The sequence below is a fragment of the Alkalibacterium sp. m-11 genome (genome assembly GCF_054658155.1).
The window spans coordinates 1-16148 of sequence record NZ_BAAGIR010000005.1; the positions used below are offsets into that span (position 1 = coordinate 1).

Below are 16148 nucleotides of genomic sequence, written 5' to 3' on the forward strand. Positions count from 1 at the left end.
TTTCTGATATAATTTGATTCATAAGAAGACCTCTTTCTCTAGCGTTGTCGTTATCTCTAGATTAAGGGTCTTCTTTCTTTTTGTCTAGGTCGAATTTCCCCTCTTCCGACATTAATTTTACACATAGCGATCTTTGACGCATTGTTTCCTCCCTTATTATAATAATTTTTCTTCGGTTGGCAAGAGTGATTTTCATGAAAATCACGTCCTTTTTTGTCCTGTTTTTCAGATAGTCAGGCTCACTGTCTGCATGCCCGTCGAATGGAATTGATCCAACTTGTTAACCGCACAGGACATAACTGAAGCTTGTCTAAAAATTAAGGGGGGAAAATGTCAGTAAACTGTTTCTACTTGTAGCTTATCCCCATTTCGATACTCGCAGCTGCCACTAGACCAGGTCTAGTTATACCTTATTCTCAAAAAGGATTCCAAACTGTCACTAGCCCCCTTTTAGCGACACCTTAATCTATCTACGGATCTCAAACTGCAGCTAAACGCGTTCTAATGACAGCTTATTCCTACAATAGATGCTAAACTATCATTAGATTCCCCCTAACGAGACCTTAACAGTACGTCTACCGCCTGAACTATAGCTAGACGACCAACTAACGGCATCTCAGCCAAGCGACTAAATCGTAAACTAAAACTAGCCCGCCCTACACCCACAAAGCCCTTCAAGATTGGAAGATTTGAGGCACTCAAATCTGACCCCTTAAAAAAAGCACTGGACGGCAGGAAAAAAGTCTTCCATATTGTCTGGTGCTCCATAAACTCTTATTCAGTTGTTCCTAAAGGGTGAACAGGTCGCACGGTTCCACCGGATCTGTGTCGAAAAGTCTGAACCGGTCATTGACGCCTGTGTCTTTTCTGACCAGGATGTCTTCTACAGTCGAGTGTGCGATTTCCTTGACGTTGTTTTCTTTGCTTAGATGCCCTAAGTACACGCGCTTGGTCCGGTCCCCGACAATTTCTGCCAGAGCCAGCGCGCCGTCTTCATTGGACAAGTGGCCTTTGTCCCCGATGATCCGCTGCTTCAGCGACCATGGATAACGCCCCATTCTCAGCATGCTCACATCGTGATTGCTTTCAAACAGATACGCTTCTGCATCTTTCACATAGTCGCGCATACGGTCGCTCACGTAACCCGTATCCGTCAGCATCACGAAGCGTTTATCGTCTTTCTGAAACGTGTAGAACTGAGGATCGATGGCATCGTGAGAGACGCCGAAACTGGTGACATCAATGTCACCGAGTGTCAATGTCTTGTCGATGGAAAAGTGATTCTTCTGTTCAACTTTCAGATTACCCAGTTTGGACTCCATTGCTTTCCAGGTCTTTTCATTGGCATAGACGTCCAGGCCATATTTACGCGCCAGGATACCGACGCCTTTGATATGATCTGAATGCTCATGCGTGACCAGGATCGCATCAAGATCTTCCGGTCGTCTGCCAATTTTACTTAATAATTCAATGGCTTTTTTTCCGCTGAATCCGCAGTCCACCAGAAGGCGGGTGCTGCCTGATTCAACGTAAGTGATATTACCGGTACTGCCGCTTGCCAGTACACTGATATTCAAGCCGGATTGTGCTGTTTCCATCATGACTACTACCTCTCCCTGCAAATACTCATTGTCCATCTTACACCATCTGTCAGCATCTAGGCAAGGTCATGCGGGTAGTCGTCACATTAACGTCCAAATTAGTCTTCAGAGTCGTCCAACTCTTCTGGATCGACCGGGATAACCGGTTCTGTTATGATTGTCCGCTCAATGGCATCCACTCTCAGCACACGCTCACCACCTGCATCTACAACTGGAATATACCACATCGGCCCATACATGCTCAAATCTTCAAGATGAAGCGTCCGCTGATAGGATAGAATCGGCTGTCTGACGGTTGTGTTGGAGCTGATAGCATTGTTCTGGAACAGGACTTCCACGGCCTGACGGTCAGTGATGATTTCCATCGGGCTGCCTTGCGTCGTCATGGGCCCGGCATAGCTCTGCTGGTAGGAAATGATGTTGCCGTCACCCCCGTAAAAGAGAGAAATTTCCGACGTACCGTCAGCTACCGGGATGCCTTCGACTATCTGAGCATACACGAATCGGTTCTCAGAGTTATCGTAACGCAGGAAGGTGTACTCGCTCCCGAAAAGGACCGCTCCACTGGTGATGAATTCATCCAGAACGTCATAATCGGCTGCTGTAAAGCCATCATCTGGATTCCCTTCTATTTCGATCGGATCGGACAGGATACTCGTATAAAGTGACCCGTCCTGAGCAATCGATCCGGCCTGGTTTTCGAGCTGATCGATGTTTTCCTCAAGCAAGTTGTTCCGGTCGGCCTGGACAAAGTAGACTTCTCTATCCTCTTCTGTCAAGTTCGGCAGATCGATCCCGATCTGTTCCATTTCTCTAATCAGGTTGACCTGGTCAGGTGCTGTCGATGCGTGCTGCAGATCGCTCCGGTTCAGAAAACTGATCAGCAGGTAGATGTTCAGAAGCATAAAGGTAATGAGAAAGATGTTTTCAATTTTCTTAAAGTCCATTATGCATCTCCTCCTGCAGCTGGATATAACGCGTCAGTTCATACCAGACATTATCTGACTGCACGTACCAATTCGGTTCAAAATGAACGACACGGCTGTCTTCTTCACTCTGGACCCAGGTCAGCCCTTTCCTGATATTCTGTACAGGATCCAGACCGGGGCCAGTATTCTCTAATTGGTCAACGACACTGACTCCACTTGGTAGAGTTTTCGTGGTTTCTCCCCCTAGTGTCAGAGGGGTCTGAACGACCCTCAGCGGCACTCTCAAATTACTCAAGCCACTTTCCACTACAGTAATGAGGACTGATGATTCCAGCTGCTGCGTACTGAAGACTGGATAGCCTTGAATATAGCGCTGAAAAGTTACTTCACTGGTTCCATGTGTGTACTGCTGGTAATGGATCGTTTCTGTCCAGTTCTCGACTTGTCTCAGTTCCTGGAAACTGCTGAGCAGACGCTCACTGAATGTCATCTGCCCCATGTCAGTCCGCTGCCTCAAATAAGTCAACGTGTTTACTGCATCATTGATTCGTACTTCCGTCGTCAGATCAATATAGCGCGTCGTCTGTCCAGTCCGTCTGGCATCGACCTCTGACGTATCCGCAAAGAACTGATTGATATACAGGTTGTTCGGCAGGCGTTCAACCAGATAGTCCTTGTACTCTATTTCTACTTCATCAGCTGATACGTAGGTGAATGAGTCGCCAAGAGCAACAGTTTCCACTTCAATAAACTGATTGTTTGCGGCGAACAGCAGCTCATTGATGATTTCCGAAGTGAAATTCGATTCAGACACTGTGTAGTTGATTTCATTATTGACATCGTAAAATCCGATATTCTCAATATTATCTCGGTTCAAATAGAATCGGTTGAAGATACGGTTCTCATAATCGGTCGGCAGATCATCGAAAGCTTCTTCGAACAGACCGAACGGAATGGGCGCATCAAAGACGAACTCCACCCACTCCCCCGTAGCTAGCTTGTCCTGATAGGCTTCCCGACTAAGGCGCTGAGGGTTGTTTACCTCACCAAAATTCATGGTATTGAAATACTCTTCGATCCACTCCCTTGCATGGAACGCATTGGCTTTCTGTTTGCTTTCATTGATCGAGCGGTGCCAGACAATCTGACTTGGTGCAAAGACCTCTGTCAATGTCCGGTCGACGAGGGAGGCTGGAACGAATCCACTTCCGCTTGAAGCAGGCTCTCTGAGTTCCCCGCCGGCAGTCCATAACTGAAAGCTCAGAAACAGGCTGAGGCCTATAAGTACGGTCAGCAGCACATGTTTAATTCTGGACCAGGTCATACCCACTCATCCTCCTCTTCAAATGGCACATAAGGAAGCGACAGATAAAAGGTCGTTCCTTTTCCTTCTTTACTTTCAGCCCAGATGCGGCCACCATGCTGTTCAACGACCTCCTTGGAAATCGCCAAGCCCAAGCCGCTACCGCCCATTGCGCGGGATCTTGCACGGTCGACACGGTAGAATCGGGTAAAGATCTTGTTCAAGTCGGCTTTCGGAATCCCCATTCCTTCGTCTGAAATGCTGATGATCACTGCATCGTCAGTCTTCTGCATGCGGCCAGTAATGGTTCCGCCATCCGGTGAATATTTGATTGCGTTGTTCATGATATTGTCGAGCACCTGAATCATGCGGTCAGGATCCACCTCAACGAAGATCGCTTCTCTAAGCAGCTCTTTATGAATACGATAATTTCTCGTCTCGTATTCCGCTGAATGGATCAGCATGTCAAAGCGGTTCAGGACATGATCGAGCATTTCAGTGATATCTACGATTTCAAGTTCAAGAGAACTCTTTCCTGAGTCGATGCGAGACAGGTGAAGCAGATCCTGGATCATTCGAATCATCCGGTCTGTTTCATTCTGCGTCACTTCCAGGAACCGCGGAGCAAGTTCAGGGTCTTCCCAAGCCCCATCTGCCAATGCTTCAATATAGCTGCGCATACTGGTCAGAGGTGTTCTCAGCTCATGAGACACATTGGATACGAACTGTTTTCTTTCTTCATCGATACGTTCCTGCTCAGTGACATCGTGTAGCACACAGACGATTCCGCTGATGAAGCCGGACTCTCTCTGGATAAGAGAGAAGGAAGCTCTCAGCAGTGTCGCTACGCCGCCTTCGCTTGCATTGACCAGGACATCATCCTGCTTTTCAAGAATCGTCCGGAGTGTAATTTCTTCTTCAACATTCAATACGGATAATAGATTTTCTCCAATGGCTTCTTCATCCGTTCGTCCCAGCATCGTCTGAGCCATATCATTGATAATGATGATTTTTCCTCGTCTGTCGGTCGCGACGACACCATCAGTCATATGAGTCAGGACACTGTTCAGACGGCGTCTTTCCGCATCGATAGACTCCTGAGCTTCAGCTACATCATCAGACAAGTCATTGATCAGCCCTGCAAGCTGTCCCAGTTCATCTTCGCCGTAGACCTTCAGCGTTCCTGAATAGTCCCCATCAGCGATCTGACGGGTCTGGATCTGCATCTCTTTGATCGGTTTAGTCAGTGCACGGGATACCATATTAGCCAGAACTAAAGATAGAATAATTGCGACTGCACTGGACTGCAGGAAAATCCACGTGATCTGAGAAATCTGTGCATAGACCGATTCGATGTTACTTTCCATTAAAATAGCGCCGATAAACTGTCCGTCATCCGCATCCGAAAAGACGGGTTCAACCACTTTCCATCTCCTGTTGTTCGTTACCGGATCGATCACCTGTCTAAGGACCGTCGATTCAGTAAACAGCGCCTGTCTCAAATCCACATCATCTGACAGCTGCCCGATGATGTTCTGTTGGGTACTGTCACTTGTTCCGACGACGACCAGATCATCCTTGACGACCTGAAGATCGGTGATGCCGCTGCCTGAAAAGTCGGCCAGTAGGCTGTTGATCTCCTGAACCGGATCGACTTCATTGTCCTCAGTGTTATTGGCTTCAAGCTCTAGCAAAGGCAAGATCGCACTTTCCAGAAAGCTCATCTGAACTTGTCTGTCTTCCTGGAAATTGGCGACCAGCTGTCTTTCAATCTGGGTAGTAAAATTCGCCCCGATTAGCTGCAGGGCGAATACAAGTAATAAGACTATAACAAAGACGATCTTTGTATTGATAGACTGATAAAATCTGATTTTTTTCTTCATAAATCACTACTTCTCCTGTTGTTCAGGACTTCTTAAATAATAGCCTACTCCTCGTCGAGTTACTAAGAACGTCGGGTGACTTGGGTTGTCTTCGATTTTTTCACGCAGACGTCTGACGGTCACATCGACGGTTCTGACATCTCCGAAGTAATCGTATCCCCATACTGTTTCCAGTAAATGTTCACGAGTCATGACCTGACCGATATGTCTGGCCAAATAATGAAGCAACTCAAATTCACGGTGAGTCAGTTCGATCGTATCTCCACGTTTGGATACGATATAGGCATCCGGGTGGACAGTCAAATCGCCAACTTCGATGTCATTGGTTTCTTCCTTGACCGGCTCATTGCTCTGAATAGACGACTGACGTCTGACATTCGCCTTTACGCGGGCAACCAGTTCACGGTTGGAAAACGGCTTGGTCACATAGTCATCTGCGCCCAGTTCCAGACCAAGGACTTTGTCGATCTCCTGATCTTTCGCTGTCACCATGATGATCGGCGTGTCTCTAGTCTTGCGTACTTCACGGCAGACTTCCAGGCCATCCATTTTTGGAAGCATCAGATCTAAAACGATCAGATCCGGATTCTCCTCTTCCACTTTTTCTACTGCCTCTTCACCATCATATGCGGTGACGACTTCGAATCCTTCTTTTTCTAAATTAAATTTCACTATATCTGAAATCGGCTTTTCATCGTCGACGACTAATATTTTTTTCAAAGGCGTTCCTCCTCAGAAACATTTTACTTGCTCAATCAAAAACATAGAATTTGTTCCTCTAGATTATACCGCACCTGAAGGTCAGGTTCAATTTAAGGTGAATCATTGATTCATCTGCTTAAACCAGATGAACGGTCAGTGCGACCGAGTCGTTGGCTTTGACCGCTTTTTCCGGTCTGATTTCCAGAGACGCGACAGACGGATGATCAAGAATAATGACCGGAATAACCGGCTGGAACCCTCTATCTTCAATTAACTGCTTGTCGAACTCGGCCAGCTTCTGTCCTTTTTCAACAGTCATATTCCGTTTAACAAACGTTTTAAAACCCTCACCGTTCAGCAGTAAGGTATCGATACCAATATGGATCAGTACCTTGATTCCTTCTTCGGTTTCTATATAATAGGCGTGTTTGGCATCGGCTACTTCGATCAGCTTGCCGCTTACCGGTGCATAAACTGAATCTGATGTCGGGATGATTGCAAAGCCATCGCCGATCATCTTCGCTGAAAACAGCTCATCAGGCACTTCTTCAATAGTGATAACCTCTCCATCGGTTACCGCAGACACGTCCATCGTATGAGCCGATTCACTGATTTCATGTTCTCCATATTCAGCTGGTTGATTCCCCATAGTTTTCTCCTTTTTCATTCAATAACAAACTGCATTGTAGATGCTACTATTCTAACAATTAAAGCCATTTCAAGCAATGTCTTTTGAAAATAGCATTTTGGTTGGTCTTCATTCGTCTTCGTGGTATTCTATTTATATAAAACCGCCGACAGGCAGCATATGCAAAGGAGGGGCAAAATGGATTTAGGATATATCCTTTCTCTCGTCATTTTAGGTGTGTCACTCGTTGTTCTTATCGTCATGGGCTTTTTAACTATGAAGAAAATGAAACCGACTTTGAAAAACATCAAAGACACCAAAGAAGTGGTCAACGGACACATCGATCATTTCACGCGTGAAGCAGAAGTCATGCAGGAAAAAATCGACCATATTATGGCTCGAGTCGATAACACCAAAAATGTTGCAGAGATTAAGATTCAAAATTTTGACGAACTTTCAGACAGTGCAGCCAGTCTTTCCGAATCTCTCATGTACCTGAAAGAGCACGGAGCTGAGTATTCAAAAGGCATCGCTGAAAACAGCTACAAGGAATTGAAAACAGACGGACCCCGTTTAGCCAGAACATTCAAACTGGCTTTCAAGAAAACGGTCGATAAACAGAAACAGCGGCATAAAACTGGACACGCTGATCAGCTGCCCGCTGTAGTCAATCATCAGTTAACTGAATTCGAAAGGTAGGAGACATCTATGCCAAAAGTAAGTTTAACCAAAGCCATATTTATGAGTGCCGCATCAGCCTTTACTGCTCTGCTGCTTGCACCGAAACCAGGAAAAGCATTCCGCCAGGATCTTAAAGAGGAAGCTCTTAAATTAAAGGACACCGGTGAAGAAAAAGCCCACGAGCTAGTGGATGACTTCAAAGCGTCTTACATGGAAGCTGAAAGAGAACTGGAGTCTGAACAAGCTAAACTGGATGCCAAGCAGGCTAAGCTCAGCCAGACGATTGAAGAGATCGAAAGAGATCTGGCTCGAAGTGAAGCTGAGAATCAGGATGACACCGTCGTTGTGAATCCGGCAGCTGCCAGTCATGCGATGTATGCAGATGACAAAACCGGTGACGTGAAGAATACACCGCTTGAACCTGAACAGGATTAGGCTATTCCTAAAGATAAAGTAGATGAAGCTCTACACGACAACTACTTGTCAGACAATGAAGACTTCCAGCTCGATAAAGACAATCTAGCTGACGAAGAAGATGCTTCTCACAAAACAAATCCGAATAACTAATAGAATAGAGTTTGAAATCAGGCACCGGACTGCGGATTACTGCAGTCCGGTGCCTTTTTGAATGTTTCGGGCTGGATTCCTGTATTGTCGGGTATGGTTGGATTTGGGGGACGAAAGGTCCATAAAAAGATATATGGACCTTTCGCACCACACACAAGGACTCCAATGCCTCATAAATCGGTATTATGAAGCACCTGACGAGTATGAGGCGTACCCAACACCTCACAACATGCAGATATGAGTCATTCGACTCATTCTATTCAGAAAACCCAACCAAATTAGGACTGAAAAATTCTCCATGAGATTTTTCTTCAGCCTTTTATGTCCTTGTCCTCTTTTACGCATAAAAAAGCGGGAGAAATCATCTGCTGACTTCTCCCGCTTTCTCTCTTATTATTCTGTTTTTTTGACCCATACGGAAATGGATTCTGCATTGACAGGGAAAGTGGCTTTCCCTTCTTCATCGATTTCGATTTCTTCATCTCTGTTGTTCATCAGGTCGACATAGACCTCATTAGCATGCAGTTCGCCAACAGACATTTCCTTGAATCCTTCGTCTCCATTTGACATGATGACCGCACACCCTTCAGGATGCTCGTCGTTTCCTGTTCGGGTAAAACCGATACAGTTGCCGTGATCCAGGTAATTGTACTGTTCGCCGTACGCGTAATCTTTTCTCGCTTTCAGAAGCAACTCAATTTCTCTGCGACATCCATCGTAGTCAACGTCTCCCTTGTACCCATAATAGTCACTATAGAATACACACGGGTAACCGTAGTAGCTTAATAGAATGAAGCCGTATGCCAGAGGTTTGAACCACGGCTCGACATACGATTCCAGAGACTGCCCCGGCTGAGAATCGTGATTCTCAACAAAAGTGACCGCCTGTTCAGCATTCGTCTTGTAAAGCGTACCGTCCAGAAGACGTCTCAAGTCGAATTCATTGTGCTGCTTGGATGCTTCATGAAGCGCATAGTGGAAACGTACATCCATCATGGAAATAGAATAATCATGTTCTTCCAGATAGTCCTCAAGATAATTAGAGCGCTGATGCCAGTATTCCGCTACGAAGAAGAACTCTTCGCCATGAACCTCTCTGACATCTTCGATCAGTTCTCTCATGAACTGACTGTCTATATGTTTTACTGCATCCAGCCTGATGCCATCGATATTTGTTTCTTCGATGAACCAGTGGATCCATTTTTTCGTTTCTTCAACGACTTCAGGGTGACTGTAGTCGATATCTGCAAACATCAGGTAGTCAAAATTACCGAACTCAGTGGAGACGTTGTCATCCGGTGCCCAGCCTTTGCCTTCTCCTTCGATTCTGTAAATGCCTTGCTCTTCTGTAATCGTGTCTTCTGATACCCCTGAAAAATGGTACCAGTGCCATTCAAAGTCAGAGTACTTGCCTTCCCTGCCTGGAAAGTTGAAATACGTCCAGGACTCGATTTCGCGTGTATCGCCTATGGCATCGTGACGATTCTCCGGATCGACAGGTGTGGCTTCGAACCGTTCAGTTCCATCTGCCCCTGCCTTATGGTTGAGCACGACATCGGCATAGACATGAATCCCCTGTTCGTGCAGTGCCTCAATTGCTTCCAGCAGTTCGTCCTTAGTCCCGTACTTGGTGCGTACCGTTCCCTTCTGATCAAATTCTCCCAAGTCATAGAGATCATAGATACCATACCCTACATCATCCTGACCGACTGATTTAAAACAGGGAGGAATCCATACTGCCGTGACACCAATCTCGCTCAGGTGCTCAGCATCCTCTTTCAGTCGTTTCCAGTGCTTACCATCATTTGGCAAGTCCCATTCAAAGTACTGCATCATTGTTCCATTCATTGTTATGTCTCTCCTTTTAGCTGTCTTCTAAATTAAAGACACACTATCTTTTAATTTTACCTTTGATTTCGATTTTTAACAAATGAAACCCCTTTGTCGCAGCTTTCATTCTAATCTAAAAGAAGTTTGTTAAATCCCTTGTTTTTACAGTAACAGAAAGGTAAAATCAAGCTATTCACGAATCAGACATTGCTCTGTTCTGACACTTATTTTTTTGGCAGGAAGGATTGTTTTTTTATGAGAGCACTTTTAAGTCGATTTTCTAATTGGCCGATTCCAATTAAAATCGTCATTAGTTTTGCATTTGTCATGTTTGCCGGTTCTCTAATCTTGGCATTACCCATCAGTCAACTTGACAGTTCTCAGGCGACTTACTTTGATCATTTATTTGGTGCGATATCAATGGTCGCTGTCACCGGACTTTATACAGTACCTGTTGCCCATACATATAATCTGTTCGGACAAATTGTCGTACTGGCTCTGATCAAACTTGGTGGTCTCGGAATAATCACTATTGTGTCTGCTGTCATTCTGCAGCTCGGGCGACGAGTCAGTATGAAAGAGGAAGTCACTCTTCAGCAGGCGTTGAACAGAAGTGACAGGATGGGATTTAAAAACTTTTTAATATCTGTTGTCAAGTATACAACCCTTATCGAAGCTGTTGGTGCTTTTTTTCTTGCTTTTTATATGATACCCACTTTTGGATGGGGGAGAGGTCTCTTCACCAGTATCTTCCTAGCTATCTCAGCCTTCAATAATGCCGGATTTGATAACTTAGGAACGACCAGTCTGCAGCAGTTTGTCGAAACACCTATAGTGAACATTGTCATTCCTATTCTGATCATTCTCGGCGGGATCGGATTTTCGGTCTGGTTCGATGTAGCTAAACACTTTAAAAAATTCATCGCTGTCCGAAGCTGGATTGATTTCAAGGGTACTTACAGACGCTTGAAGCTTCATACCAGACTAGTTATTAAGTGGTCTTTCTGGCTGATTGTTTCAGCTATGGTCCTATTCATGTTATCCGAATGGAATCATGCTGGTACTTTAGGTAACCTGAGCTTTTTCGGAAAAATACAAGCAAGTTTCTTTCAAGCAGTGACCTTGCGTACTGCCGGATTTGCTACCCTTGACTATACTCAGTTGCACATGTTCACGCTCATATTCTTTACGATCTATATGTTTATTGGTGGATCTCCAGGTGGAACTGCCGGGGGAGCGAAGACATCAACGGTCGCTCTTGTTGTTAAACTGATCAGCTCTGAAATACGCGGGATCGATAATGTGAACTACAAAAATCGCACCCTTCAAATGGATATTGTTAAACGTGCACTGGTCATAGTTGTTATGTTTGTTCTTCTAAACTTTATTGCCCTGGCTCTCATGACAATCTTTGATGAGCATATTCCACTTCAATACTTGTTCTTCGAATCCGTTTCGGCATTTGGTACTGTCGGTCTTTCGGCAAATCTGACACCTGAACTTTCAAGGTATAGCCAGAGCATCATCATGTTATCAATGTTTGTAGGTCGTCTAGGACCAATCACTATCTTTACTGCCCTAGGAAAGAAAGACAGAAAACAGAAAAATATTACGTACGCAACCGGAAATATCTTAATTGGATAGGAGTTTTATAGAATGATAAAAACAGTAGGTGTCCTGGGACTAGGAGTTTTCGGATCTACTATTGCGAAAGAATTAGGTGAGCAGCACTATGATGTTATCGCCGTAGATAAAGACCTCGTCGATGTCAACAGAGTAGAAGAATACGTAGTACAGGCTGTTCAAGGTAATATTACTGATCTTGAACTTCTCGAAAGCATAGGTCTAAGCAATTGTGATGCCGTAGTCATCGGTACCGGATCGAATCTTGAAGCAAGTGTTCTAGCTGTAATGAACTGTAAAAAATTAGGGATTAAAAAGATTATTGCTAAAGCAAAGAATCGCACGCATATGGAGATTCTTCTTGAAATCGGTGCAGACGAAATCATCCGACCTGAAAAGGAAATGGGCGATAAAGTGGCTCGTAATATCATGCGCAATAATATCCTGGATGTCATTAATCTGGATGAGGATAATTCAATCATTGAGTTTACTGCTCCAGAAAGATGGATCGGTCGAAGCTTGAAAGATCTGGATCTACGTAAGAAGTATAAAATCAATGTTATAGGCATGAAATCCTCTCCGGACGGTCCATTGTCAATCAATGTTCCACCCGAGCAGAAAATTGAACCTGACAGTTTCATCGTAGCCATCGGTAAGCCTGACACCTTTGAGCACCTGGACTACACAGATCAGCTAAGATAAATAGACAGAAACAGCCTGTATGAAGGAAAGATGTTCATACAGGCTGTTTCTTTATTATTGTAATTAGTTAACTGGTGCCCAGACATTTTCAAGAATGTTAGTCTGATCGCGATCCGGTCCGACAGAAAATGTAGAAATACGTACGCCCGTCAGTTCAGACACGCGGCGGATGTAGTCCCGTGCATTTTCAGGCAGTTCTTCTAACGTTCTGCATCCAGTGACATCTTCATGCCATCCCGGCAGTTCTTCATATATCGGCTGACATTCACCCAGCTCTTTCAGGCTTGCAGGATAGTGAAGGATTTTCTTTCCATTACGCTCGTATGCCGTACAGATCTTGACAGTTTTCAGTCCTGACAGAACATCGATCGAGTTTAATGAAAGATTGGTAATCCCCGATACGCGTTTTGAATGACGCATGACAACACTGTCAAACCATCCAATACGTCGCGGACGTCCAGTTGTCGTGCCGTATTCATTTCCGGCATCTCGGATCTGCTGACCGATCTCATCATGCAGTTCAGTCGGGAACGGGCCGTCTCCGACACGTGATGTATAGGCCTTACATACGCCAACGACTTTTTCAATTTTAGACGGGCCGACACCACTCCCGATTGTCACGCCTCCAGCTACAGGGTTGGAAGACGTAACGAATGGATACGTTCCCTGATCGATATCCAGCATAACTCCTTGTGCGCCTTCAAACAGCACTCGTCTGCCGCCATCCAGTGCATCATTAAGGACCACGGATGTATCACAGACATACTGCTTGAACTGCTGTCCGTATGCATAATAGGTTTCAAAAATATCTTCAAAATCAAGAGCTTCTGAACCATAGACATTGGTGAAGAATGAGTTTTTCTCAGCTAGGTTGATTTTCAGACGTTCTCTGAAGATATCCTTGTCCAGCAGATCCGCAATACGAATACCAACTCTGGACGCTTTATCCATGTAGGCAGGACCGATTCCTCTGATTGTTGTTCCGATTTTATCGTCACCTTTGGCATCTTCCTGAAGCTGATCCAGTTTGATGTGATAGGGGAGTATGACGTGTGCGCGGTCGGATACTCTCAAATTATCTGTCGAAATGCCTCTGTCATGCAAGTACTTCAATTCTTTAACCAGTGACTTGGGATTGATGACTACACCATTACCGATGACACTGATTTTATCCTGAGCAAAAATACCTGAAGGAATCAGATGAAGCTTGTATGTGACCCCATCGAACTTGATGGTATGTCCGGCATTGTCTCCTCCCTGATAACGTGCAATGACCTCTGCACTTTCACTCAGGAAATCAGTAATCTTTCCTTTTCCTTCGTCTCCCCATTGTGTCCCTACTACTACGACCGATGTCATTTATCCACCTCTTCTATAATTTTCCAACAAAAAAAGAGAATCCCCCGTTCGTCTATTAAAGTATACAAAGAGACTTTCAGCTCAATTGTATCCTTTTTCAACATAGACGGAGGCATTCTCCTAACATTAATTGATTTAGTTTTAACAATGTTCATTATTTTACCACACATCTGTTAAATGTGAACCCTAAATCGTCAATTAAAGTGTAATTTCGAAATCAAGATCGTCGTCAGAAATTACTGTACTCACTAGAATAGCGGAGATGAAAATACCTAAGTTACTAGCCATCGGCATACCGAATACGCCTGATAACTCCGCTGTAGATACGCCGAAACCCATCATGATCGCTCCACCGATCATATTAGACCCAATGATTCTAAAGGGATCTCTGAACGCATAGGGAAGGGTTGATTCTGTGATTCCCACCAAACCTCACAAAATAGAAGTCGGATAAGCCATGATCAGATAAAGCAGCCAGACAAAACTGGTATTAATAAAGTTCTCTTGCTTGAATTGAGAAATAATGGCACTTTGATTTTAGGTAGATACAGGACGAGATAGCCGACGATAAATCCTGTAATGATAGCTGGCTTGTCTGAGAGATCATGCAGTCAATGCGATAGTCATACTAGAAAAGACAATGAACGGCAACATGTAGCACAAGCCGGTCATTATTAGTCATAACGATCACCCCACAAATCAAATGTATGATTTATCATAACAGTTGTTTTCAAATTTGCGTAAATATTTGTTTCAAAAAAACAGATTCCATTCGGTCTTCTGTTCTAAAGGACCGTTTGAAATCTGTTTGACCTATGATATCTGGTTTTCAGGGTAATAAGACATGGAAGAGAACTTGTTGTATTCTTTTATGAACAGCAGCTTGCAGGTTCCCCTGGCTCCCGATCTGTTCTTCTCAAGAATGACTTCAACAACATTATCTTCTGTCTCATCGTCTTCTTCGTCGTCTTCACTTCTATAGTAGTCATCTCTATACAAGAATGCCACGATATCGGCATCCTGCTCAATTGACCCGGATTCTCTCAAATCACTTAAGATTGGACGCTTATCCTGTCTCTGCTCCACTCCGCGTGACAGCTGAGACAAGGCAATGACCGGTACTGAGAGTTCTTTGGCCAGTTTTTTCAGCTGACGGGAGATCTCTGATACTTCCTGCTGCCTGCTCTCTTTTCCGCTGCCTTCAATCAGCTGCAGGTAGTCAATGACAATAAGGCCAAGATCCCCTTTTTCCTGTTTCAGTCGACGACATTTTGCCCGTATTTCAGCTGTCCTGATTCCAGGGGTATCATCAATATAGATGTTAGCTTTAGATAAGCTGCCCATGGCAACGAAGAGTTTCTCGAATTCTTCTTCAGTAAGCTGTCCGGTTCTAAGATTGGAGGCATTGATCGTTCCTTCAGCACAGAGCATTCGGTTTACCAGCTGCTCCGCTCCCATCTCCAGACTAAAGATTGCAACATTTTCATCCGTTTTCGTCCCAATATTCTGAGCTACATTTAAAGCGAAAGCTGTCTTTCCAACGCCGGGACGGGCTGCAAGAATAATCAACTCATCCTCATGGAGGCCTGCAGTCATCTGATCAAGCATCTTATATCCAGTGGATATCCCAGTAATATCATCATCATTCTGAAACAGTTCATCTATATTGTTAATTGTGTCTCTTAAGACTGATTCGATCGAGACGAATCCACTTCGGCTGCGTTTTTCCGATACTTCGAGAATGCTTCTTTCTGCTTCATCAAGAAGATTAGGAACATCATCAGCTTCCTGATACCCCTTCGACGCAATATCAGTTGCTGTCTGGATCAATTTACGCAATATGGAGCGTTCCTCGACGATTTTGGCATAATAGTCCACATTCGCAGCAGTCGGCACCATGCCCGCTATTTCAGCCAAATAGGGGGTCCCGCCAACATCCTCAAGCAAGCTCTTCGTTTCTAGACTATTTGCAATAGTCACAACGTCTATTGCTTCATTTTTTTCATTCAAGTCTACCATGACCTGGAAAATAAGCTGATGAGCGCGTCGATAAAAATCAGACGCTTCAACATATTCCATCGCAGGTATTAATGCTTCCGGATCTAATAGTACGGACCCTAAAACAGACTGTTCAGCCTCTATATTCTGTGGAGGTAAGCGATCGCCTATCATTTCCATTCTTCTGGTAGCTCCTTTTCTTAACTTAACTGTTTCTCTATTTTACATCATATTCATATAATTGTATATAAGGGAACATACGTTTAATATTTAATGTTTCACGTGAAACATTACTGCCAGGTTCCAGATACGTCTTGAACAAAAAAAGATGACCTCAGTCGG

14 protein-coding genes are annotated in these 16148 nt (G+C 44.4%); 4 read left to right on the forward strand and 10 right to left on the reverse strand.

Going from position 1 to position 16148, the window contains the following annotated elements; translation table 11 throughout:
• Nucleotides 1-788: 788 nt before the first annotated feature.
• The 6 genes from ACYQ2O_RS01190 to ACYQ2O_RS01215 form a co-directional block, all read right to left on the reverse strand.
• The gene (locus ACYQ2O_RS01190) at nt 789-1598 is read right to left on the reverse strand and encodes an MBL fold metallo-hydrolase (RefSeq protein ID WP_459795844.1); all 810 of its coding nucleotides are present in this window, start codon (nt 1596-1598) and stop codon (nt 789-791) included.
• A 101-nt stretch (nt 1599-1699) separates the two neighbouring features.
• The gene (locus ACYQ2O_RS01195) at nt 1700-2548 is read right to left on the reverse strand and encodes a two-component system regulatory protein YycI (protein WP_459795836.1); all 849 of its coding nucleotides are present in this window, start codon (nt 2546-2548) and stop codon (nt 1700-1702) included.
• Nucleotides 2538-3854: a YycH family regulatory protein gene (locus tag ACYQ2O_RS01200; protein WP_459795837.1), complete on the reverse strand. Its 1317-nt coding sequence runs from the start codon at nt 3852-3854 to the stop codon at nt 2538-2540. The genes ACYQ2O_RS01195 and ACYQ2O_RS01200 overlap by 11 nt, the downstream gene beginning before the upstream one ends.
• Nucleotides 3851-5716: a cell wall metabolism sensor histidine kinase WalK gene (walK, locus tag ACYQ2O_RS01205; RefSeq protein WP_459795838.1), complete on the reverse strand. Its 1866-nt coding sequence runs from the start codon at nt 5714-5716 to the stop codon at nt 3851-3853. Before walK ends, ACYQ2O_RS01200 begins: the two co-directional genes overlap by 4 nt.
• A gap of 6 nt (nt 5717-5722) precedes the next feature.
• Nucleotides 5723-6436 (reverse strand): response regulator YycF, encoded by a 714-nt coding sequence (gene yycF / locus ACYQ2O_RS01210; RefSeq protein WP_091267093.1) that lies wholly within the window; start codon nt 6434-6436, stop codon nt 5723-5725.
• 118 nt (nt 6437-6554) lie between these two features.
• Nucleotides 6555-7067 (reverse strand): PTS sugar transporter subunit IIA, encoded by a 513-nt coding sequence (locus ACYQ2O_RS01215; RefSeq protein WP_459795839.1) that lies wholly within the window; start codon nt 7065-7067, stop codon nt 6555-6557.
• 177 nt (nt 7068-7244) lie between these two features.
• Here ACYQ2O_RS01215 and ACYQ2O_RS01220 point away from each other — a divergent pair, with 177 nt between their 5' ends.
• Nucleotides 7245-7745 carry a hypothetical protein gene (locus tag ACYQ2O_RS01220; RefSeq protein WP_459795840.1) on the forward strand — a complete coding sequence of 167 codons (501 nt, stop codon included), beginning with the start codon at nt 7245-7247 and terminating at the stop codon, nt 7743-7745.
• 9 nt (nt 7746-7754) lie between these two features.
• Nucleotides 7755-8162: a hypothetical protein gene (locus ACYQ2O_RS01225; protein ID WP_459795841.1), complete on the forward strand. Its 408-nt coding sequence runs from the start codon at nt 7755-7757 to the stop codon at nt 8160-8162.
• 525 nt (nt 8163-8687) lie between these two features.
• On the opposite strand, the gene ACYQ2O_RS01230 is transcribed toward ACYQ2O_RS01225, so the two are convergent.
• Nucleotides 8688-10142, reverse strand: a complete 1455-nt coding sequence (locus tag ACYQ2O_RS01230) for an alpha-amylase (RefSeq protein WP_459795842.1) — start codon at nt 10140-10142, stop codon at nt 8688-8690.
• A gap of 237 nt (nt 10143-10379) precedes the next feature.
• On the opposite strand from ACYQ2O_RS01230, the gene ACYQ2O_RS01235 reads away from it, so the two are divergent.
• Both ACYQ2O_RS01235 and ACYQ2O_RS01240 read left to right on the forward strand, forming a co-directional pair.
• Nucleotides 10380-11768, forward strand: a complete 1389-nt coding sequence (locus tag ACYQ2O_RS01235) for a TrkH family potassium uptake protein (RefSeq protein WP_459795843.1) — start codon at nt 10380-10382, stop codon at nt 11766-11768.
• A 12-nt stretch (nt 11769-11780) separates the two neighbouring features.
• Nucleotides 11781-12449, forward strand: a complete 669-nt coding sequence (locus ACYQ2O_RS01240; protein WP_459768764.1) for a potassium channel family protein — start codon at nt 11781-11783, stop codon at nt 12447-12449.
• 63 nt (nt 12450-12512) lie between these two features.
• Here ACYQ2O_RS01240 and ACYQ2O_RS01245 read toward each other — a convergent pair whose 3' ends face one another.
• From ACYQ2O_RS01245 to dnaB, 3 genes are all read right to left on the reverse strand, one after another.
• Nucleotides 12513-13808, reverse strand: coding sequence for an adenylosuccinate synthase (locus tag ACYQ2O_RS01245; RefSeq protein ID WP_459768766.1), 1296 nt, complete (start codon nt 13806-13808; stop codon nt 12513-12515).
• 198 nt (nt 13809-14006) lie between these two features.
• A complete protein-coding gene (locus ACYQ2O_RS01250; protein ID WP_459768768.1) occupies nt 14007-14234 on the reverse strand; it encodes a hypothetical protein in 228 nt (75 codons plus the stop codon).
• A 387-nt stretch (nt 14235-14621) separates the two neighbouring features.
• Nucleotides 14622-15986 (reverse strand): replicative DNA helicase, encoded by a 1365-nt coding sequence (dnaB, locus tag ACYQ2O_RS01255; protein WP_091266698.1) that lies wholly within the window; start codon nt 15984-15986, stop codon nt 14622-14624.
• Nucleotides 15987-16148: the final 162 nt, after the last annotated feature.

Excerpts from the sequence above, each read along its gene's own strand:
- ACYQ2O_RS01190 (WP_459795844.1), bottom strand. The coding sequence starts at position 1,598 with ATGGAAACAGCACAATCCGGCTTGAATATCAGTGTACTGGCAAGCGGC.
- ACYQ2O_RS01195 (WP_459795836.1), bottom strand. The coding sequence starts at position 2,548 with ATGGACTTTAAGAAAATTGAAAACATCTTTCTCATTACCTTTATGCTT.
- ACYQ2O_RS01200 (WP_459795837.1), bottom strand. The coding sequence starts at position 3,854 with ATGACCTGGTCCAGAATTAAACATGTGCTGCTGACCGTACTTATAGGC.
- walK (WP_459795838.1), bottom strand. The coding sequence starts at position 5,716 with ATGAAGAAAAAAATCAGATTTTATCAGTCTATCAATACAAAGATCGTC.
- ACYQ2O_RS01215 (WP_459795839.1), bottom strand. The coding sequence starts at position 7,067 with ATGGGGAATCAACCAGCTGAATATGGAGAACATGAAATCAGTGAATCG.
- ACYQ2O_RS01220 (WP_459795840.1), top strand. The coding sequence starts at position 7,245 with ATGGATTTAGGATATATCCTTTCTCTCGTCATTTTAGGTGTGTCACTC.
- ACYQ2O_RS01225 (WP_459795841.1), top strand. The coding sequence starts at position 7,755 with ATGCCAAAAGTAAGTTTAACCAAAGCCATATTTATGAGTGCCGCATCA.
- ACYQ2O_RS01230 (WP_459795842.1), bottom strand. The coding sequence starts at position 10,142 with ATGAATGGAACAATGATGCAGTACTTTGAATGGGACTTGCCAAATGAT.
- ACYQ2O_RS01235 (WP_459795843.1), top strand. The coding sequence starts at position 10,380 with ATGAGAGCACTTTTAAGTCGATTTTCTAATTGGCCGATTCCAATTAAA.
- ACYQ2O_RS01240 (WP_459768764.1), top strand. The coding sequence starts at position 11,781 with ATGATAAAAACAGTAGGTGTCCTGGGACTAGGAGTTTTCGGATCTACT.
- ACYQ2O_RS01245 (WP_459768766.1), bottom strand. The coding sequence starts at position 13,808 with ATGACATCGGTCGTAGTAGTAGGGACACAATGGGGAGACGAAGGAAAA.
- dnaB (WP_091266698.1), bottom strand. The coding sequence starts at position 15,986 with ATGGAAATGATAGGCGATCGCTTACCTCCACAGAATATAGAGGCTGAA.